The sequence below is a fragment of the Streptomyces cinerochromogenes genome (assembly GCF_014648635.1).
GTDB lineage: Bacteria > Actinomycetota > Actinomycetes > Streptomycetales > Streptomycetaceae > Streptomyces > Streptomyces cinerochromogenes.
Window position 1 is genome coordinate 25546 of record NZ_BMRM01000008.1, and the last position, 20652, is coordinate 46197.

General features: G+C 76.5%; 2 protein-coding genes. Both read right to left on the reverse strand.

Annotation, left to right across the window (positions count from 1 at the left end):
• Positions 1–253: 253 nt before the first annotated feature.
• Complete coding sequence (locus IEZ20_RS40605; RefSeq protein WP_308434670.1) at positions 254–592, reverse strand: MbtH family protein; 339 nt, start codon at positions 590–592, stop codon at positions 254–256.
• Positions 589–20649, reverse strand: coding sequence for a non-ribosomal peptide synthase/polyketide synthase (locus tag IEZ20_RS16945; RefSeq protein ID WP_189299297.1), 20061 nt, complete (start codon positions 20647–20649; stop codon positions 589–591). The genes IEZ20_RS40605 and IEZ20_RS16945 overlap by 4 nt, the downstream gene beginning before the upstream one ends.
• Between the last annotated feature and the right edge of the window lie 3 nt (positions 20650–20652).

The following is a 20652-nucleotide window of genomic DNA, read 5'->3' on the forward strand; positions in this document are numbered from 1 at the left end:
GGCGCCGGTACGGCGGCAGGTGGGGGCCGCAGGGGGTGCGTCAGAGGGATGCGGCACGTGCAACCGCGTCGGACGGATGCCGCGCGCAGGGGGCCTTCGGATGGATGACGCGTGCCGGGGGCGTCGGACGGATGCCGCGTGCCGGGGCACGTCGGATGGATGCCGCGTGGGGGGCTTCGGGGGGGATTCCGCAGGTGGGGGCGGTCACCGCCGGGCCGGTGTGCGTCTCGCCGGCCCGGCGTGGCCCCGGCGGTCAGGCGCCGGCGTTCTCCATGCGCTCGCGCAGGCTCTTGGGCCGCATGTCGGTCCAGACCTCGTCGACGTAGGCGGAGCACTCGGCCTCGGTGCCCTCCTTGCCGACGGGCTGCCAGCCCGCGGGCACCTCGATGTCGACGGGCCACAGGGAGTACTGCTCCTCGTCGTTGCGCAGCACCTGGTAGCGGGTGTTCTCGTCCATGTCGTTCTCCTTCGTCGTGCGGTTCGGGTGGGAGAGGGTGGTGTGTTGGGCGTGGTCGGTCGAGCGCGGGGGTGAGCGGGGGCCGGGCCGGGTGGTGCGGCGGGCCGGCGCCCCGCGGGTCCGGAGGGTCGTCACCGGCCTCCCCGGGCGTGCCGGGCGAGGTGGCGCAGGGCCGTGGCGAACTCCTCGGCCACCCGGCGCACGGTCTCCGTGTCGTGGACGCCGGGCCGGTGGTGCCAGGTGAAGGCGAGCCGGCCGTGCTGCACCGCGCCCACCACCTCCAGCAGGTGCGAGCCGGGGTCCCGCGGGTCGTGGTCCCGCCCGAAGGAACCGTGTTCGGCGCGGACCAGGCCGCCGTCGGCGGTCTCGGGGCGGGCGTCCCACTGGCCGAGGTAGTTGAACACCACCTGGCTGTGTGCGCTGCCGCCGAGGCGTGCGCGGACCTCGGGCGGGCCGAAGGTGCGCAGCGCGCCGAAGCCGATGCCGTTGCCGGGCACGGCGCGGAGCTGGCGGCGCACCGCCTTCACCAGGGACCGCCAGTCCCGGTCCGGGCCGAGGTCGCCGGGGTCGGGCACCTGGAGGGCGACCGGGTAGACGGTGGTGAACCAGCCGACGGTGCGGGAGAGGTCGACGCCGTCGAGCAGGTCCTCGCGGCCGTGCCCCTCCAGGTCCAGGCGGACCCGCTCGCGCCCGGTCCAGCGGGCCAGCGCCAGGGCGAGCGCGGCGAGCAGGACGTCGTTGACCCGGGTGCGGTAGGCGGCGGGCGCCGCACGCAGCAGGGCCGTGGTGTCCTCCTCGCCGAGTTCGACGCTCACCGTGGCGGCCGGTCCGGCGGCGGGGGGCGCGGGCGGTGCGGGGTCGGTGTCCACCGCCTGCTCCCAGTACGGCAGTTCGTGGTCGAGGCGGCCCTCGGCGACGTGCGCGGCGAGGCCGCGCGACCACGCGCGGAAGCTGGTGCCGCGCTCCCCCAGCGTGACCGGTCCGCCCTGGAGCGCCTGCCGGTAGGCGGTCTCCAGGTCGTCGCGCAGGATGCGCCAGGAGACGGCGTCGACGACCAGGTGGTGGGCGACGAGGAGCAGGAAGGCGGGCCGGTCCGGCTCCCCGGTGAACAGGGCCGCCCGCAGCTGCGGGCCCCGGGACAGGTCGAAGCCCGCGTGGAGTTCGTCGGCGGCCTTCGCCATGGCCGTGTCGGCCTCCTCGGCGGACAGACCGGTCAGGTCGTGCCGGACGAGGAGGTCGTGGCCGGCGGCGGGCGGCGGGTTGAACTGCCGCCAGCCGCCGGCCTCCCGGGTGAACCGCATGCGCAGCGCGTCGTGGTGCTCCAGCAGCGCGTCGAGGGCGGCGCGCAGCGCCCGCGGGTCGGGGGTGCCGTCGAGTTCGAACAGCGCGGACTGGTTGAAGTGGTGGTGGGCGGCGCGCGGGGTGGTGAGGAACCACTCCTGGATCGGGGTGAGCGGCACCTCGCCGGTCACCGGGCCGTCCCCGGTCCGCCGGGACACGGCGCGGACCACGGTGGCGAGTTCGGCCACCGTCTGGTGGGTGAACAGGTCCCGGGTGGACACGTGCAGCCCGTCGCGGCGCAGCCGGGAGACGACCTGCATGCTGAGGACGGAGTCGCCGCCGAGCGCGAAGAAGTTGTCGTCGGCGCCGACCTCCTCGATGCCCAGCACATCGGCCCAGATCCGGGCGATCCGGCGTTCGGTGTCGGTGCGAGGCGCGGTGCGCGGGCCGTCCGCGGCCTGTACGGGCCCGGGTGCGGGCAGGGCCCGCCGGTCGGTCTTGCCGTTCGGGGTGAGCGGCAGCCGGTCGAGGGTGACGAAGACCGCCGGGACCATGTGCGGGGGCAGCAGCCCGGCCAGGTGCAGCCGCAGCTCGCCGACGGGCAGCCCGGTGCCGGACGGCTCCGCCGGGACGACGTAGGCGACGAGCCGGGCGGGTGCGCCGGGCGTGTCCTCCGCGCGTACGACCACGACCGCGTCCCGGACCAGGGGGCTGCGGCGCAGGGCGCTCTCGATCTCGCCGGGCTCGATGCGGAAGCCGCGCAGCTTGACCTGGTCGTCGGCGCGGCCGGCGAAGACGAGCCGCCCGTCGGCGGTCCAGCGGACCAGGTCCCCGGTGCGGTACATCCGCTCCCCCGGCGCGCCGAACGGGTCGGCGACGAACCGCTGGGCGGTGAGGCCGGGCCGGCCCAGGTAGCCGCGGGCGAGCCCGGGCCCCGCGAGGTACAGCTCGCCCGTCACACCGGGCGGCACGGGACGCAGGGCGGCGTCGAGCACGCGGACGCGGGTGCCGGCCGCGGGGCGGCCGATGGGCGGGGTGCCGGTGCCGGGGGCGAGGGGGCCGGTCCAGGTGGCGACCACGGTGGCCTCGGTCGGACCGTAGGAGTTGATCATCCGGCGGCCGGGGGCCCAGGTGTCGACCAGGTCGGCGGGGCAGGCCTCGGCGCCCACGATCAGCGTGCGCAGGCGGGGCAGGCCGGCGGCGGTCTCCGGCGGGACGGTGGCCAGCGCGGCCGGGGGGATCAGGGTGTGGCTGATGTGCCGCTCGGCGAGCACCTCCGCCAGCCGTTCCCCGACCAGCGGCCCCTCCTCCCCGGTGACCAGTGCGGCTCCGCCGAGCAGGGAGACGCACAGCTCCAGCACGGAGGCGTCGAAGCTGGGCGAGGCGAACTGCAGGACCCGGTCGCCGGGGCCGGCCGCGTACTGTTCGGCGGCCGCCGCGGCGAAGGAGGCGAGGCCGCGGTGGGTGACCACCACGCCCTTGGGGGTGCCGGTGGAGCCGGAGGTGTAGATGACGTAGGCGGGGTGGGCGGGGGTGAGCGGCGCGCCGCGGTCGGCGTCGGTGGGTGCCGTCTGCGGCCCATCGGCGGCCCACACCCGGGCCGGGTCGCCGAGGACCAGGTGGGCGCCCGCGTCCCGGATCATGAACTCCCGGCGCTGCGGCGGGTAGTCGGGGTCCACGGGCAGGAAGGCGCCGCCGGCCTTGCCGACCGCGAGCTGGGCCACGACGGCCGCCGCCGAGCGGGGCAGCGCCAGGGCGACGATCCGCTCCGGTCCCACCCCGTCCCTCAGGAGCCGGTGGGCGAGCCGGTTGGCGGCCCGGTCCACCTCCGCGTACGTCAGTTCCCGGTCGCCGTCCACGAGCGCCACCGCGTCCGGGGTGCGGGCCGCCTGCCGTTCGAAGAGGGCGGGCAGGGTGGACTCGGGCACCGGGCGGAAGGTGCCCCGGCCCTGCTCCAGCAGGTTCTTCAGTTCGTCGTCGGAGGTCAGCGGCAGGGCGCCGAGCGGGCGGCCGGGGTGCTCGGCGACGGCGTGCAGCAGGGTGCCGAGCTGTCCGGCCATCCGTTCGGCGGTGGCCGGGTCGAACAGGTCGGTGTTGTAGGTGAGCAGCCCGTGCAGGTCTCCGGAGCCGGTCTCGGCGAACTCCAGGGTGAGGTCGAACGCGGCCTGCTCGGAGTCCGGTTCGACGTCGGTGACGTCCAGTCCGGGCAGGTCGAGGGCGGCGGCCGGGGTGTTCTGCAGGACGACCATGACCTGGAAGAGCGGGCTGCGGCTGGGGTCGCGGACCGGGTCCACCTCGTCCACGACCCGTTCGAACGGCACATCCTGGTGGGCGAAGGCGTCGAGGACGGTCTGCCGTACGGCGGTGAGGAACCCGGTGAACGGTTCCTCGGCCTCCGCCCGGGAGCGCAGCACCAGCGTGTTGACGAAGAACCCGACGAGGCCCTGGGTCTCGGGCCGGTCGCGGCCGGAGGTGACGGTGCCCACGGCGATGTCCTCGGCACCGGAGAGCCGGGCGAGGTAGGCCTGGGCGGCGGCGACGAGCGTGGTGAACAGGGTGGTCCCGTGCTCCCGGGCGAGCCGCGTCAGCCGCTGGACCGTCCCGGCGGGCACGACCAGCCGGGTGGTCGCGCCGGCGCTGGTGCGTACCGGCGGCCGGGGCCGGTCGGTGGGCAGCTCCAGCGGCGCGGTGTCGGCCAGTTGCCGCTTCCAGTAGGCGAGGTGTTCGTCCGTGCCGGTGGCCCCGGCGGTGCGCTGCCAGTGCGCGTAGTCGGCGTACTGCACCGGCAGCGGCGGCAACTCGCCTTCCACGCCACCGAGTTCGGCGCGGTAGAAGTGGGCGAGGTCGCCGAGCAGGACGGAGGTGGACCAGCCGTCGGTGACGATGTGGTGCAGGGTGAGGGCGAGGACGTGGTCGTGCTCGGCCAGCCGGACCAGTGCGGTGCGCAGCAGCGGTCCCTGGCGCAGGTCGAAGGGGCGGGAGCGTTCCTGGGCGAGCAGTTCCCCGAGCGCCGCGTGGGGCCGGCCGGTGCCGGACAGGTCCCGCACGGGCAGCGGCACCTCCCGGGGCGGGTGGACGAGCTGTACGCCGTGTCCGTCGACGCTGTCGAAGGTGGTGCGCAGCGACTCGTGCCGGGCCACCAGGGCGGCGAGGGCCGCGCGCAGGGCGCCGGTGTCCAGGGTGCCGCGCAGCCGGAGGGCGAGCGCGGTCACGTACTCGGCTCCGCCGGGGGCGAACTCCTCCAGGAACCAGAGCCGTTGCTGGGCGTATGACATGGGGGCGGCCCCGCCGCGGGCGGCCGGGGTGATCGCCTCGCGGCCGCTGCCCTGCCGGGTGCCGAGCAGGCGGGCGAGGCCGGCCGGGGTGGGGTGGGTGAACACCGCACGCGGGGTGAGGTCGGTGTCGAAGGTCTCGGCGAGGCGGGAGGCGAGCCGGATGCTGAGGATCGAGTCGCCGCCGAGCTGGAAGAAGTCGTCCTCCACACCGGGCGGTTCGCTGCCGAGCACCTCGCCGAAGACGGCGGCCGTGCGGCGCTCGGCCTCGGTGCGCGGCTCGACCCGGGCGCGCCCCGGCAGGGCCTGCGGGGCGGGCAGGGCCGCCCGGTCGACCTTGCCGTTGCGGCTGAGCGGGAGGGCGTCGAGCGGGACGACGGCGGTGGGGACGAGGTAGTCGGGCAGGGTGCGGGCGGCGAAGGCCCGCAGTTCCTCGGTGTCCGCTCCGGCCGGCCCGACGACGTAGGCGACGAGCCGTTTGGCGCCCGGCCGGTCCTCGCGGGCCAGGACGGCGACGTCCACGACGTCCGGGTGGGCGGCGAGCGCGGCCTCGACCTCGCCGGGCTCCACCCGGAAGCCCCGGATCTTGACCTGGTCGTCGGCGCGGCCCAGGAACTCGACGGTGCCGTCCGGCCGCCGCCGGGCCAGGTCGCCCGTGCGGTACATACGGGCGCCGGGCGATCCGCAGGGGTCGGCGAGGAAGCGGGCGGCGGTGTCGCCGGGGCGGCCCAGGTAGCCGCGGGCGACGCCCTCGCCCGCCAGGTACAGCTCGCCCGCGCAGCCGGGCGGTACGGGCCGCAGCCGGGCGTCGAGGATGTGCACGCGCATGTCGTCCAGCGGCCGGCCGATGGGCACGGTGTCCGGCACCGCCGCCGGGTCGGTGAGGGCGTGGGAGGTCGCGAAGGTCGTGGTCTCGGTGGGCCCGTAGCCGTCCACGACGGTCAGCCCCGGGCAGGCGGCGAGCACCCGGCGCACGGCCTGGGCGGGGACGACGTCGCCGCCGGTCCACACCTGGGTGAGGCCCCGGAAGCAGTCGGGGGCGTCCTGCGCGAGCAGCCGGAACAGTCCGGCGGTCAGCCACAGCGCGGTCGGCCCGCCCTCCGCGGCCAGTCTGCGCAGCAGGGCCGCGTCCACGCCCCCGCCGGGGGCCACGATCACGCAGCCGCCGGTGAGCAGGGGCGCCCACACCTCGAAGGTGGCGGCGTCGAAGGCCACCGGCGAGTGCAGCAGGACCCGCGCGCAGGCCCCGCCGGCGAACCGGCTGTCGGTGGCCAGCGCCGCCACGTCCCGGTGCCGTACCGCGACCGCCTTGGGCAGGCCGGTGGAGCCGGAGGTGAACATCACGTAGGCCAGCCGGTCGGGATCGGCGTCGGGCATCCGCCGTGCCAGGGAACCGTGCACGGGCCGGCCGGGGTCCGGGGCGGGTATCCGCTGTGCTTCCGCCGCCGTGCCGGGCGCCGGCAGGCCGGAGCCGGAGCCCGGGGTACGGTCCCCGGCAGGCCGGTCCGTGCCGGCGGGCGGCACGTCGGCGGGCCGTGTCCGGTCGTCCCCCGGGCCCGTGCGGGCGGCGGCCACCTCGGTGGCGGTGAGCCGGAGGGTCGTGCCCGCCTGGGCGAGCAGGGTGCGGCGGCGTTCCTCGGGGGCCCGGGTGTCGACGGGGACGTAGGCGCCGCCGGCCATGAGCACCGCGAGCTGGGCGACGACGAGTTCGGCGGAGCGGTCCATCAGCAGCGCCACCCGGTCCTCGGCCGCGAGCCCGCCGGACACCAGGTGTCCGGCCAGCGCGGCGGACCAGTCGGCCAGTTCGCCGTACGTCAGCTCGCGGTCGCCGTCGCGGACCGCGATCGCGTCCGGGGTGCGGCGGGCCTGCTCGGCGAAGAGGTCCACGGGGCTCGCCGGGGCGGCCGGGCGGGCGGCGGTGTTCCAGGCGGCCAGCAGGTCGCGGTCGGCCGGGGTGAGCAGGTCCAGGCCGGCCAGGTCGGTGTCGAACCCGTCGGCGAGGGAGGTGAGCAGGGCGGCCAGCCGGTCCGCGGCGCGCTCGGCGGTGCCGGCGTCGAACAGGGCGGGATCGTAGGCCAGGTCGAAGCCGAGCCGTCCGGCCAGGTCGGCGCGCAGGCACCAGGGGAAGGTGGTGGCGTCGTCGGCGCGGACCTCCTCGACGCGGACGCCGGTGCGGGCCGTGGCCGACTCGTCCACGGGGTAGTTCTCGAACACCACCATGCTGTCGAACAGCGGCTCGCCGGGCGGGACGTCGCTGACGGCCTGGATGCGGGGCAGGGCCAGGAAGTCGAAGCGGCGGGCGTCGCTCTGCCGTTCCTGGAGGCCGCGCAGCCAGGGCAGCACCGGCCCGGCGGGGACACGGACGCGGGTCGGCACGGTGTTGATGAACATGCCGATCATGCCTTCGACGCCGGGCAGTTCGGCCGGGCGGCCGGAGACGGTGGTGCCGAACACCACGTCGTCCCGGCCGCTGGAACGGGCCAGCAGCAGCGCCCAGGCGCCCTCCACCACGGTGTTGACGGTGAGGCCCGCGCGGGCGGCGGTCTCCCGCAGCCGGCCCGAGACCGAGGGGTCCAGCTCGCGGCGGACGGCCGCGGCGGAGCGGGCCCGGTGGGCCTCGGCGGGGGTGCGGTCGTACGGCAGCGGGGTGCGGGCGGTGAACCCGGCCAGCGCGTCGGCCCAGTGCCGTTCGGCCGCCGTCTCGTCCTGTTCGCCCAGCCAGCGCAGGAAGTCCGCGAAGGGCCGCCGCACCGGGGGTGCCGGGTCCGGGCCGCCGGTCAGGGCCGCGTACCGCTCGCACACCTCGGTGAGCAGCTGCCCGGTGCTCCAGCCGTCGAGGACGATGTGGTGGGTGGACCACAGCAGCAGGACCTCGTCGCCGGGCAGGGCGGCCAGGGTGAGGCGGGTCAGCGGCGCGGTGCTGAGGTCCATGCCGGCCGCGCGGTCCTCGGTGAGCAGCCGCTCGGTGGCCCGCGCGCGCTGCGCGGGGGTGAGGGAGCGCCAGTCGAGGTGGGTGACGGGCAGCTCGGCGCGGTGGTGGACGACCTGCACGGGGTGGGGCAGGCCCTGCCAGTGGACGCTGGTGCGCAGTGCCGGGGTGCGGTCGGCGACCTGCTGCCAGGCGGCGGCGAAGGCGCGCGGGTCGGCCACCCCGGACAGCCGTACGGCCGTGCGGTCGAAGTAGGCGTGCTCGGTGTCCACCAGGCCGTGGAAGAGCATGCCGGACTGGAGCGGGGTGAGCGGCAGGACGTCCTCGGCGTGCCGGCCGGTGCCGAGGAGCCGGTCCAGCTGGTCCTGGCCGAGTCCGGCGAGGGGGAAGTCGGAGGGGGTGCGGCCGCCCGCGTCGGGGCGGGCGCAGTGCGCCACGATGTCCCGCAGGGCGGCGAGGGTGTCCTCGGCGAGCCGGCGGACGGTGTCCTCGTCGTGGACCGCCGGCGGGTAGGTCCAGCCGAGTTCCAGGCGGCCCCGCTGCACCACTCCGGTGATGTCCAGCACGTACGGGCGCGGTTCGTCGGGGTCGGTGTCGCGGCCGGCCGGGGGCAGGGAGCCGTGGACGAGGCCGCCGGCGCCGCCCGTGTCCCACTGGCCGTGGTAGTTGAAGCCGACCTGCGGTGCCGCGGCGCCGGCGAGCGGACTGCCGGGCACGAGGTGGCGCAGCGCGCCGTGGCTCAGGCCGCGCGACGGCACGGCGCGCAGCTGCTCCTTGACGGCGCGGAGGGTGTCGTGCCAGCCGGCGTCCGGGTCGACGCGCAGGGCGAGCGGGTACTCGGCGGTGAACCAGCCGACGGTGCGGGAGAGGTCGACGTCGTCGAACAGGTCCTCGCGGCCGTGCCCTTCCACGCCCAGCAGGACGGTGTCCCGCCCGCACCAGCGGGCCAGGGTGCGGCCGAGGGCGCTGAGCAGGACGTCGTTGACCTGGGTGCGGTAGGCCTCCGGGACCTGCCGCAGCAGGGCGCCGGTGGTGTCCTCGTCCAGGGTGACCGTGAGGGTGGCGGCGGTGCCGTGGGTGTTCGGGCCGGGCCGCCCGGCGGGCAGTCCGGCCGGGGCCGCGCCGGTGCGCGTCCAGTAGGGCAGGTCGGCGTCCAGCCCGCCGGAGCGGGTGTGCCGGTCGAGCCGGGCGGCCCAGTGGCCGTAGGAGGTGCCCGGGGCGGGCAGCTCCGTGTCGCGGCCGTCCGCGGCGGCCCGGTGGGCGGTCTCCAGGTCCGCCAGCAGGATGCGCCAGGACACGCCGTCGATCACCAGGTGGTGTGCGGTGATGACCAGCTGGGCCGTCCGCTCCGGGCCCCGGTCGAAGAACAGGACGCGGACGACCCGGCCCGCGAGGGGGTCGAGGGCGGCCTGTGCCTCGTCCGTGAGCCGCTGGACCTCGCGCTCCAGTGCCGCCTCGTCCAGCGCGGCCGCGTCGTGGCGGGTGAAGACGCCGTCCGGTGCCTGGGGCAGCGCCTCCTGGCGCCAGCCGTCGCCGGTGCGGTGGAAGCGGGTGCGCAGGGCCGGGTGGTGGCGCACGAGGGCGTCGACGGCGGTCCGGAGCGCCGGTCCGTCCGTGCCGGCGGCGAGTTCGAGGCGCTGGGTCATGGTGAACCGGAGCGGCTGTCCGGGTTCGCGGCCGTCCAGGTACCAGTGCTGGATCGGGGTGAGCGGTGCCTCGGCCGTCTCCTCGGTGGCGGCCGGTCGCGGGGCCGACGCGCGGACGCGCAGGGCGAGTTCGGCGACCGTCTGGTGGCGGAAGACGTCCTTGGTGGTGAGGGCGAGTCCGGCCTGCCGGGCGCGGGAGACGATCTGGATGCTGAGGATCGAGTCGCCGCCGAGCGCGAAGAAGTTGTCGCGGGCGCCGACCCGTTCGACGCCGAGCACCTCCGCCCAGATCGCCGCCAGCTGTTCCTCGGCGCCGGGCCGTGGGGCGGTGTACGGGGTGGTGCTGTCGGGCTGGGCGGGCGGTGCGGGCAGGGCGCGCCGGTCGGTCTTGCCGCTGGTGGTGCGGGGGATGCGGGCCAGCGGGACGAACGCGGCGGGCACCATGTGGTCGGGCAGGGTACGGCGCAGGGCGAGCCGCAGTTCGTCGGCGGACGGGGCGCGGCCGGCGGCCGGCACGACGTAGCCGACGAGCAGGAGCCGGCCGGCGTGCTCGCGGGCGGTGACCGCGGCGTCGGCGACGTCCGGGTGGTCCAGGAGCGCGGCCTCCACCTCGCCGGGCTCGATGCGGAACCCGCGGATCTTGACCTGTTCGTCCACCCGGCCGAGGAACTCCAGCAGCCCGTCCCGGTCCCAGCGGGCCCGGTCCCCGGTGCGGTACATCCGCTGTCCCGGTCCGCCGAACGGGTCGGCGAGGAAGCGGGCGGCGGTGAGGCCGGGCCGGTCGCGGTAGCCGCGGGCCACCTGCGCACCGGCCAGGTACAGCTCGCCGGGCACCCCGGGCGGCACCGGACGCAGGGCGCCGTCGAGGACGTAGGCGCGCAGGTTGCCGCCGGGCCGGCCGATGACGGGGCGGTCGGGCCGGTCGCCGGCACGGCCGTAGACGGCGTCGACGGTGCACTCGGTGGGCCCGTACATGTTGTACACCGCGACGCCCAGTTCCCGTTCGGTGCGCACGAGTTCGCGCCAGCCGGCCGGGGTGACGGCCTCGCCGCCGACGAGCAGCAGGCCCGGGTGGTGGCGGCCGGGGGCGAGCAGTCCGGCGGCGGTGAGTTCGCGGAGGAAGGACGGGGTGACGTTCACCAGGTCGAGGCGGCGGGAGGCGACCTGGGCGCAGAACGCCTCCGGGTCCAGGCGGACGTCCTCGTCGATCAGGTGGACCTCGTGGCCGAGGGCGAGGAGCAGCGGTCCCTCCCAGGAGGTGTCGAAGGAGAAGGAGGCGCTGAGCGCGGCCCGCAGCCGCCGTCCGCCGGTGGTGTGCGGGGCGAGCAGGCCCGTGCGGTGGTCGTGGCAGAGGTTGACCAGCTGCCGGTGTTCGACGGCGACGCCCTTGGGGCGGCCGGTGGAGCCGGAGGTGTAGACGATGTAGGCGGTGTGCTCGGGCAGCAGGGGCCGGATCCGGTCGGCGTCGGTCGGGTCGTGGGCGGGCAGCCGGTCCCAGGGCACCGTGTCGAGGTCGGTGAGCAGGGTGTGCGGGCGGGCGTCGGCGAGGAGGAACTCCTGGCGCTCCGCGGGGAGCCCGGGGTCCAGGCAGAGCAGGGTGGCGCCCGCCTTGAGGACGGCGAGGAGTGCCGTGACCAGGTCGGAGGTGCGGGGCAGTCGTACGGCGACGACGTCCTCGGGACCGGCGCCCCGGGCGATGAGGTGGTGGGCGAGCCGGTTGGCGCGCTGGTTCAGCGCCGCGAAGTCCAGGGTGGCGCCGCGGGCCGCCAGGGCGGTGCGGTGCGGGGTGCGGGCGGCCTGCGCCTCGAACAGGGCGGGGAACGTGGTCTCCGGCTCCGGCAGTCGGGCGCCCTGCCCGTGCCGGAGCACCTGCTGCCGCTCGGCGCCGGTCATGAGCGGCAGGCGGCCCACGGCCTGTCCGGGGTCCTCGGCGGCGGCCTCCAGCAGGATCCGCAGCCGGGCCGCCAGGTGTTCGGCGGTGTCGGCGTCGAACAGGTCGGTGTTGTACTCCAGGTAGCCGGTGAGGCCGCCGTCGGTCTCCGTGAAGTCGAAGGCGAGGTCGAAGGTGGCGGTGCGCACCGGCGGGGTGACCGGCTCCACGGTCAGGCCGGGCAGCCGGGGGAGCTCCGCGCCGAGGTTGTGCAGGGCGACCATGACCTGGAACAGCGGGGTGCGGCTGGTGTCCCGCTCGGGCTGGACGGCGTCCACGACACGCTCGAAGGGAACCTCCTGGTGGGCGAAGGCCTCCAGGACGGTGGTGCGCACCTCGGCGAGCAGTTCCCGGAAGGGCAGTGCGGGGCGGACCCTGGCGCGCAGCACCAGGGTGTTGACGAACATGCCGACCACGTCGTGGAGTTCGGGTCGTTCACGGCCGGCGGTGACGGTGCCGACGGTGACGTCCTCCTGGCCCGCCCAGCGGGCGAGCAGGACCTGGCAGGCCGTCACCAGGGTCATGTAGAGGGTGGCGTCGGCCTCCCGGCCCCGCTCGCGCAGCCGCTCGGTGAGCGCGGCGGGCAGGGTGAAGGTGACCAGGGCTCCGTCCCGGGTGCGGACGGCGGGGCGCGGCCGGTCGGTGGGCAGTTCCAGCGGGGTGATGCCGTCCAGGGTCCGGCGCCAGTGGGCGAGTTCCGCCTCGGCCTGTTCGGCGCGGCCGCGCTGCCAGGCGGCGTAGTCGGCGTAGCGGACGGGCAGCGCGGGCAGGTCGGGGCGGCGGTCCGCGACGGCCGCCGTGTACAGCTCGCCCAGGTCCCGGGCCAGCACGCCGGTGGACCAGCCGTCGGTGACGATGTGGTGCGCGGCCAGGACGAGGACGTGCTCGTCGGCGGCGAGCCGGGCCAGGCGGGCCCGGAACAGCGGCCCGGTGGCCAGGTCGAACGCGGTGGCGGCCTCCCGCTCCAGGAGGGCGTCCAGGGCGGCGGTGTCCGCGAGGTCGTCCAGCGGCAGCTCCACGGGCCGCGGCGGGTGCACGGTCTGCCGGGCCTGGCCGTCGTGTTCGGCGAACGTGGTGCGCAGGGTCTCGTGCCGGGCGACGAGCCCGTCCAGGGCGGTGCGCAGGGCGGCCGTGTCGAGCGGGCCGCGCAGCCGCAGCACGGACAGGGTGGTGTACTCGGTGCTGCCCGGCTCGAACCGGTCGAGGAACCACAGGCGTTGCTGGGCGTACGACAGCGGCGCCGGCGTGCCGGGGGCGGCGGCCGGGATCACGTCGGCGGTGCTCGCGGCCCGGGGTTCGCCCAGCGCGGCCGCGAGGCCGGACAGGGTGGGGTGGGTGAACAGCAGCCGGGGTGAGACGTCCCGGCCGAAGGCGGCGCGCAGCCGGGAGACGACGCGGACGGCGAGGATGGAGTCGCCGCCGAGGGCGAAGAAGTCGTCGTCGGCCCCGACCTCGCCGGTGTCCAGGACGTCGGTCCACGCGGCGGCGACCAGCCGCTCGGCCGGGGTGCGCGGCGGGGTCCGGTGGGTGGTGTCGGCGGCGAAGCCGTCGGGGCCGGGCGCGGGCAGGGCGCGCCGGTCGAGCTTGCCGTTGACGGTGAGCGGCAGCGCGGCCAGCGGGACGTAGGCGGCCGGCACCATGTGCGCGGGCAGCGACCCGGCCAGATGGGCGCGGAGTTCGGCGGCGGACGGGGGCGGTACGGCGCGGTCGCCGGTACCGGTGCCGACGACGTGGGCGACCAGCCGGCGGGTCCCGGCGCTGTCCTCGTACACGCCGACGGCGGCCGCGCCCACACCCGGGTGGCTGTGCAGGGCGGCCTCGATCTCCCCGGGCTCGATGCGGTAGCCGCGGATCTTGACCTGCTGGTCGGCGCGGCCCAGGTACTCCAGGGTGCCGTCGCCCCGCCGGCGGACCCGGTCCCCGGTGCGGTACATGCGGGTGCCGGGCCTGCCGAAGGGGTCGGCGGGGAACCGGGTCGCGGTGAGGCCGGGCCGGTTCAGGTAGCCGCGCGCGAGGCCCTCGCCGGCGACGAACAGCTCGCCGACGGCGCCGGGCGGCACCGGCCGCAGCGTGTCGTCGAGGACGTACAGCCGCAGGTCGGGGATGCCGGTGCCGATGGGGCTGGCGGGGCCCGCGCCGGCCGCCCGGCGGTCCAGCGGGGCGTAGGTGACGTGCACGGTGGTCTCGGTGATGCCGTACATGTTGACCAGGCGGGGCGCGGTGTCCGGGTGCCGGGCGTACCAGTCGGCGAGCCGGGTGACGTCCAGCGCCTCACCGCCGAAGATCACCGTGCGCAGCGCCAGCCGGCCGCTCACCTCCGGGAGTTCGGCGTCCGCCCGGCTGAGCGGGTAGAACGCGGAGGGGGTCTGGTTGAGGACGGTGACCTGTTCGTCGGCGAGCAGGCGCAGGAAGTCCTCCGGGGAGCGGGCGGTGTCGTCGGGGACGATCACGAGCCGGCCGCCGTGCAGCAGCGGGCCCCACAGCTCCCAGACCGAGAAGTCGAAGGCGTAGGAGTGGAACAGCGTCCACACGTCGTCGGGGCCGAAACCGAACCACTCCCGGGTGCGGGTGAACAGCCGGACCACGTTGGCGTGCGGGACGACGACGCCCTTGGGCCGGCCGGTGGAGCCGGAGGTGTAGATGGCGTAGGCGGGGCTCTCGGGCAGCGCGCGGCGGGCCGGTCCGGCGGCCGGGTGCCGGCCGAGGTCGGCGCGGACGTCCGGGTCGTCCAGCAGGATCCGGGGTACGGCGCTGTCGGCCGTGTTCCGCCGGGTGGTGACCAGGGCCACCGGTTCGGCGTCCGCGAGCAGGTGCCGGACGCGTTCGGCGGGCAGCGCGGGGTCGATGGGCAGGTAGGCGGCGCCGGTCTTGAGGACGGCGAGGACGGCGACCACGAGGTCGGTGGAGCGGGGCAGGGCGAGGGCCACGAACGTCTCGGGTCCGGCGCCGAGTTCGGCGAGCCGGTGCGCGAGCCGGCCGGAGCGTTCGTCCAGGGTGGCGTAGTCGAGCCGGTCGTCGCCGCAGCTGACGGCCTCGGCGCGGGGGGTGCGGGCGGCCTGGGCCGCGAACAGGGCGTCCAGGGTGTCGGCGGGCCTGCCCTCCTCGGTGCCGTTCCCGTCGGCGAGCAGCCGGCGGCGCTCCTCGGCGGTCGTCCAGGCGAGGTCGCGCACGGGCCGGTCGGGATCGTCGGCCAGCTCGGTGAGCAGCAGGCACAGCCGGTCGGCGAGGTCGCCCGCCGTCGCGGCGTCGAACAGCTCGGGGTCGTAGGCGAGGTCGAAGCCGAACCGCTCGCCCTGGTAGGCGCGCAGGACGAGGGGGTAGTTGGTGGCGTCGCGGGCGGAGACGTCCGTGAGGCGTATCCCGGTGCCGGCCGAACGGGCCTGGTCGAAGGGGTAGTTCTCGAAGGCCACCATGCTGTCGAACAGCGGGGTGCCGGCGGGCGTGCCGCTCAGTGAGGTCAGCTCGGCGAGGGAGACCGCCGCGAACCGCCGTGCCTCGGCCTGCGCCCGCTGGAGTTCCCGGAGCCATGCGGTGGCGGTGCGGTCGCCGTCCACGCGGACGCGGGTGGGCAGGGTGTTGATGAACATGCCGACCATCGACTCGACGCCGGGCAGGTCGTCGGGGCGTCCGGAGACGGTGGTGCCGAACACCACGTCCGGCTCGCCGCTGTAGCGGGACAGCAGCAGTGCCCAGGCGCCCTGCACGACGGTGCCGAGGGTCAGTCCGGCCCTGCGGGCGGTGCGGGCCAGCCGCGCGGAGACCTCCTCAGACAGTCCGGCGGTGTGCACGCGGCCGGAGCGGGTCTCGTGGTCGCGGCGCCGGACGCGGTCGACGGGCAGCGGGGTGGGGGTGGCGAACCCGGCGAGCACGGTCCGCCAGTGGGCACGGGCGGCCTCGGTGTCCTGGCCGGCGAGCCAGCGCACGTAGGCGCCGAACGGCTGCCGTACCGGGGGCCGGGACGCGGTGCCGGCGGTGAGGGCCGCGTACTCCTCGAACACGTCGGTGAGCACCTGGGCCAGGCTCCAGCCGTCCAGGATCAGGTGGTGGGAGGTCCACAGCAGCTGCACCCGGGCCTCGGGCAGCCGGACGAGGGTGAGCCGCATCAGGGGTGCGGTGCCGAGGTCGAGGCCGCGCGCGAGGTCGTCCGCGCGCAGCCGGTCGAGCCGCCGGTCCCGTTCCTGAGCGTCCAGTTCGCGCCAGTCCGTCTGCTCGACGGGGACGGTGACGCTGCGGTGCACGACCTGGAGCGGCACCGGTACGTCCTCCCACACCACCGAGGTGCGCAGCGCCGGGGTGCGGTCGGTGACCCGCTGCCAGGCCAGGGCGAGGGCGTCGGGGTCGCTCACCCCGTCGAGCAGCAGGGCGGCCTGGTCGAGGTAGACGTCGTCGGGTCCGCCGACCAGCCGGTGGAAGAGCATGCCCTCCTGGAGCGGGGTGAGCGGCAGCAGGTCCTCGACGTCCCGGCCGTCCCCGGCGAGGCGGTCCACGCCGGCCTGGTCGAGGCGGGCGAGCGGGAAGTCGGAGGGGGTACGGCCGCCCGCGCCGGGCCGGGCGCAGTGCTCGGTGATGCCGGCGAGCGCGCGGACCATGCCGTCGGCCAACCGCCTTACGGTGTCCTCCCGGTGCACCTGGTCGCTGTAGTGCCAGGTGATCTCCAGTTCGCCGTCGGCGACCAGCGCGGAGACGTCCAGGAGGTGGTCGAGGGGGGCGCCGGGGTCGGTGTCCCGGCCGGGTACGTCGGCGGCGGGTGCGAAGTCCTGCCCCGAGGAGGCCTCCCACTGGCCGTGGTAGGTGAAGCACACCTGGGGCAGCGGGACTCCGGCGAGGGTCCGTGCCGAGGGGTCGGGGGAGCCGAGGTGGCCGAGCGCCTGGTAGCCCAGGCCGCGCCGGGGCACGGCCCGCAGCGCTTCCTTGACGGCCTTGAGCGTGGCCCCCCAGTCGGCCGGGTCCGCCGGGGTCAGGGTGACCGGGTACTGGGTGGTGAACCAGCCGACCGTGCGGGACAGGTCGGTGCCCTCGGCGAGGTCCTCCTCCCGGCCGTGGCCCTCCAGGGCGACGGTCACCCGGTCGGTGCCGGTCCAGTCGGCCAGGACCCGGGCCAGCGCGCTCAGCAGGACGTCGTTGACGTGGGTGCGGTAGACGGGCGGCACGCGGCGCAGCAGGGCCTCGGTGGTGGCGCGGTCCAGCCGGGTGCGGACGGTGCGCACGGATCCGGCGAGCGGGGTGCCGGGGAGGTCGGCGGGGAGCGGGATGGGCGGCAGCGCGGCTGCCCGCGTCCAGTGGGGCAGGTCGTCGTCCAGGTCTCCGGCGCTAACCCGTGCGGCCAGCTCGCGCGCCCAGTCGGCGAACGGGGTGTGCTCGGGCTCCGGCCGCGGGTCCTGCCCCGCCACGGCCTGCCGGTAGGCCTCTTCGAGGCCGGCCAGCAGCACCCGCCAGGAGACGCTGTCGACGGCCAGGTGGTGGGCGGTGACGAAGAGCCGGGGGCGCTGTCCGCCGGTGAGCAGGGCGGCGCGGAACAGCGCGCCGGTGGCCGGGTCCAGTGCCGCGCGGGCGGCCTCGGCGGCTTCCTCGGGTGAGGTGTCCGGGCCGTGCCGGGTGAGCAGTCCGGTGGCCGGGCCGGTACCGGGGTGCTGCCGCCAGGTGCCGTCGGTGCGGGTGAAGCGGGTGCGCAGGGCGGGGTGCCGGGCCACCAGGGCCTCCAGCGCCCGTTCCAGCGCCCGTTCGTCCAGGTCGTGCGGCAGGTCGAGCAGCATCGACATGCTGAAGTGCCGCAGCGGGCCGTGCGTGGCGAGGAACCACTCCTGGACGGGGGTGAGCGGGGCGGGCCCGTCCTCGTGCGGGCGCCGGGGGGCGGGCACGGCGGCGGTGCGGCGGGAGCCGTCGGCGCCGTGCGACTCGGCGGCGGCGTGGGTCGCGGCGGCGGCCAGGTCGGCGACCGTCTGGTGCCGGAAGACGTCCTGCGAGCCGATCCGCAGGCCGGCGGCGCGGGCCCGGGAGACGGTCTGGATGCTCAGGATCGAGTCGCCGCCCAGCTCGAAGAAGTTGTCCGTGACACCCACCCGGGCCACGCCGAGCACCTCGGCCCAGACGGCGGCCAGCGTCTCCTCCTCCGGGGTGCGCGGGGCCACGAACTCCCCGTGCCGCTCGGTGGTCTCGGGCGCGGGCAGGGCGCGCCGGTCCAGTTTGCCGCTGGTGGTCAGGGGCAGCGCGTCCAGCGGCGTGAAGGAGGCCGGCACCAGGGCGTCCGGCAGGGTGCGGCGCAGGGCCGCCCGCAGCTCGGCGGGGGCGGGCCGGGGCGCGCCGGGCGCGGGGACGACGTAGGCGGCGAGGCGGGTGTGGCCGTGTGCGTCGGGTACGGCGACCACCGCGGCGGCGGCGATGCCGGGCAGCTCCAGCAGGGCGGCCTCGATCTCGCCGGGCTCGATGCGGTGGCCGCGCACCTTCACCTGGTCGTCGGCGCGGCCGAGGTAGTCCAGGCGGCCGTCGGCGGTCCAGCGGGCCAGGTCGCCGGTGCGGTACATGCGGGTGCCGGGCGGCCCGTAGGGGTCGGCGAGGAAGCGGGCGGCGGTCAGGCCGGGGCGGCCGGTGTAGCCCCGGGCCAGCTGGGCGCCCGCGAGGTACAGTTCGCCGCCGACGCCGGGCGGCACCGGCTGCAGCCGGTCGTCCAGCACGTAGGCCCGGACCCCGGGCAGGGGGCGGCCCACCAGCGGCCGGTCGCCGCCGTCGATGCGGCAGGACAGCGCGTCGACCGTGCACTCGGTCGGGCCGTAGAAGTTGTACGCGGTCACGTCCGGGTGGGCGGCCAGCTCCCGCCAGAGCGCGGGTCCGACCGCCTCACCGCCGAGCATGAGGACCCGGGGGCGGTGCCGGGGGTCGGTGAGCAGGCCGGCGGGCAGCAGCTGCCGCAGGTAGGAGGGGGTGACGTCGAGGAAGTCGACGCGGTGCCGGACGACGTACTCGACCAGGGCGGCCGGGTCCATCCGGGTCGTCTCGTCGACCAGGTGCAGCGGGTGGCCGTCGGCCATCAGCAGCACGCCTTCGAGGGAGGTGTCGAAGGAGAAGGACGCGGTGAGCGCGACCCGGAGCGGGCCGCCGCCCGCCTCGGCGACGAACCCGGCCCGGTGCGCGGCCAGCAGGTGCGCCGCCGCGCGGTGGGACACGGCGACGCCCTTGGGGCGGCCGGTGGAGCCGGAGGTGTGGATGACGTACGCGGTGTGCCCGGGGTGCAGCGGGGCGCGCCGGTCGGCGTCGGTGGGGTCGGTGTCCGGGGCGGTCGCGGGTACGGCACGCAGGGCGGCCTCGTCCAGGACCAGGGCCGGGCGGGCGTCGTCCAGCAGGTACCGGACGCGTTCGGCGGGCAGGGCGGGGTCGAGCGGCAGATAGCCGGCGCCGGACTTCCAGACGGCGAGGATCGCGGTGATCATGTCGGCGGTGCGCGGCAGCCGCAGCGCGACCAGCCGTTCGGGGCCGGCGCCGAGCGCGACGAGGTGGTGGGCGAGCCGGTTGGCGCGGGCGTTGAGGGTGGCGTAGTCCAGCCGTTCGCCGCCCGCGACCAGCGCGAGGGCGTCCGGCGTGCGGGCCGCGCGGCGCTCGAAGAGCACCGGGTACGGGGTGTCGTCCACGGGGTTGCGCGGGCCGGCGCTCCAGTCGTGGACGACACGCCGTATCTCCTCCCCGGACAGCAGGGGCAGGCTGCCCAGCGGGCGGTCGGGTGCCCCGGTGGCGCCCTCCAGCAGGCGCAGCAGTTGCCGGGCCAGCCGCTCGGCCGTGGCCGCGTCGAACAGGTCGGTGCGGTACTCCAGCAGGCCGGTGAGCGCCTCGCCGTCCGGCACGAACTCGATGCTCAGGTCGAAGGTGGCGGCCTGCCGGGGCACGGTGACGGGGGTGGTGGCGAGGCCGCGCGGGGCGGTCGCGGCGGGCGGGTCGGGGTGCAGCAGGACCATCACGTCGAACAGGGGGTTGCGTCCCGCCTCGCGGGGTGCGCCCACCGCCTCCACGATCCGCTCGAACGGTGTGTCGCCGTGCGCGAAGGCGTCGCCGACCGTGCCGGCCGCCCTGGCCAGCAGCTCACGGAAGGATCCGGAGGCCTTGACCGGGGTGCGGAGCACGACCGTGTTCACGAAGAAGCCGACGGCCCGTTCGAGATCGGTACGGGACCGGCCGGGTGTCAGGGAGCCCACGGTGATGTCGTCCTGGCCGGACCAGCGGGCCAGCAGCGCCTGGACGGCCGCGACCAGGGCGGTGTGGAGGGTGCTGTGCTGTTCTCTGGCGAGGTCGCGCAGCCGGGCGGTGAGACGGGCCGGGACGGTGAAGGTGTGGACGGCGCCCTCCCCCGCCTCCTCGCCGCGCCGGGGCCGGTCCAGGGGCAGCTGCGGGGCGACCGCGCCCGCCAGCTGCTCCTTCCAGTAGGCGAGATGGCGTTCCAGGCGGGGGCCCGAGAGCTGTTCGCGCTGCCACACCGCGAAGTCCGGGTACTGCGTGGCCGGCGGGGGCAGGTGGGGCCGGCCGCCCTGGGCGAGGGCGTCGTAGGCGGTGCACAGCTCGTCCAGGACCACACCCATCGACCAGCCGTCGGTGACGATGTGGTGGGCCGTCAGGAGCAGGACGTGCGCGGTGGCGGACTCGCGCAGCAGCAGGGCGCGCAGCAGCGGACCGTGCCGCAGGTCGAAGGGGCGGGAGTACTCGGCCAGCAGGTCCGCGTCCAGGTCACCGGCGTCCCGGACCGGCAGCGGCACCGGGCCGGCGGGGTGCACGCGCTGCACCGGGCGGCCGTCGGTCTCCTCGAAGGTGGTGCGCAGGGCCTCGTGCCGGGCCACGACGGCGGTGAGGGCCTCCCGCAGGGCCTCGCGGTCCGGTGTGCCGGTGAGGCGGACGGCGACGGCGCTGTTGTAGCGGGGGTCGCCGGGGCGCAGCCGGTCCAGGAACCACAGCCGCGCTTGCGCGAAGGACAGCGGCAGCGGGCGGTCCCGGTCGGCGCGCGGGATGCCCTGCGGGGCGGCCGGGGCCGTGCCGCCGGCCCGTCCTGCCAGCCGCCGCCGCAGTGCTTCCCGCATCTGCTCGGGCAGTGCCTCGGCGCGGTCCCGCCGGGAGGGCCGCGCGGAGCCGGAGGGGTTCGAAGGGGTCGAAGACGTCATGGT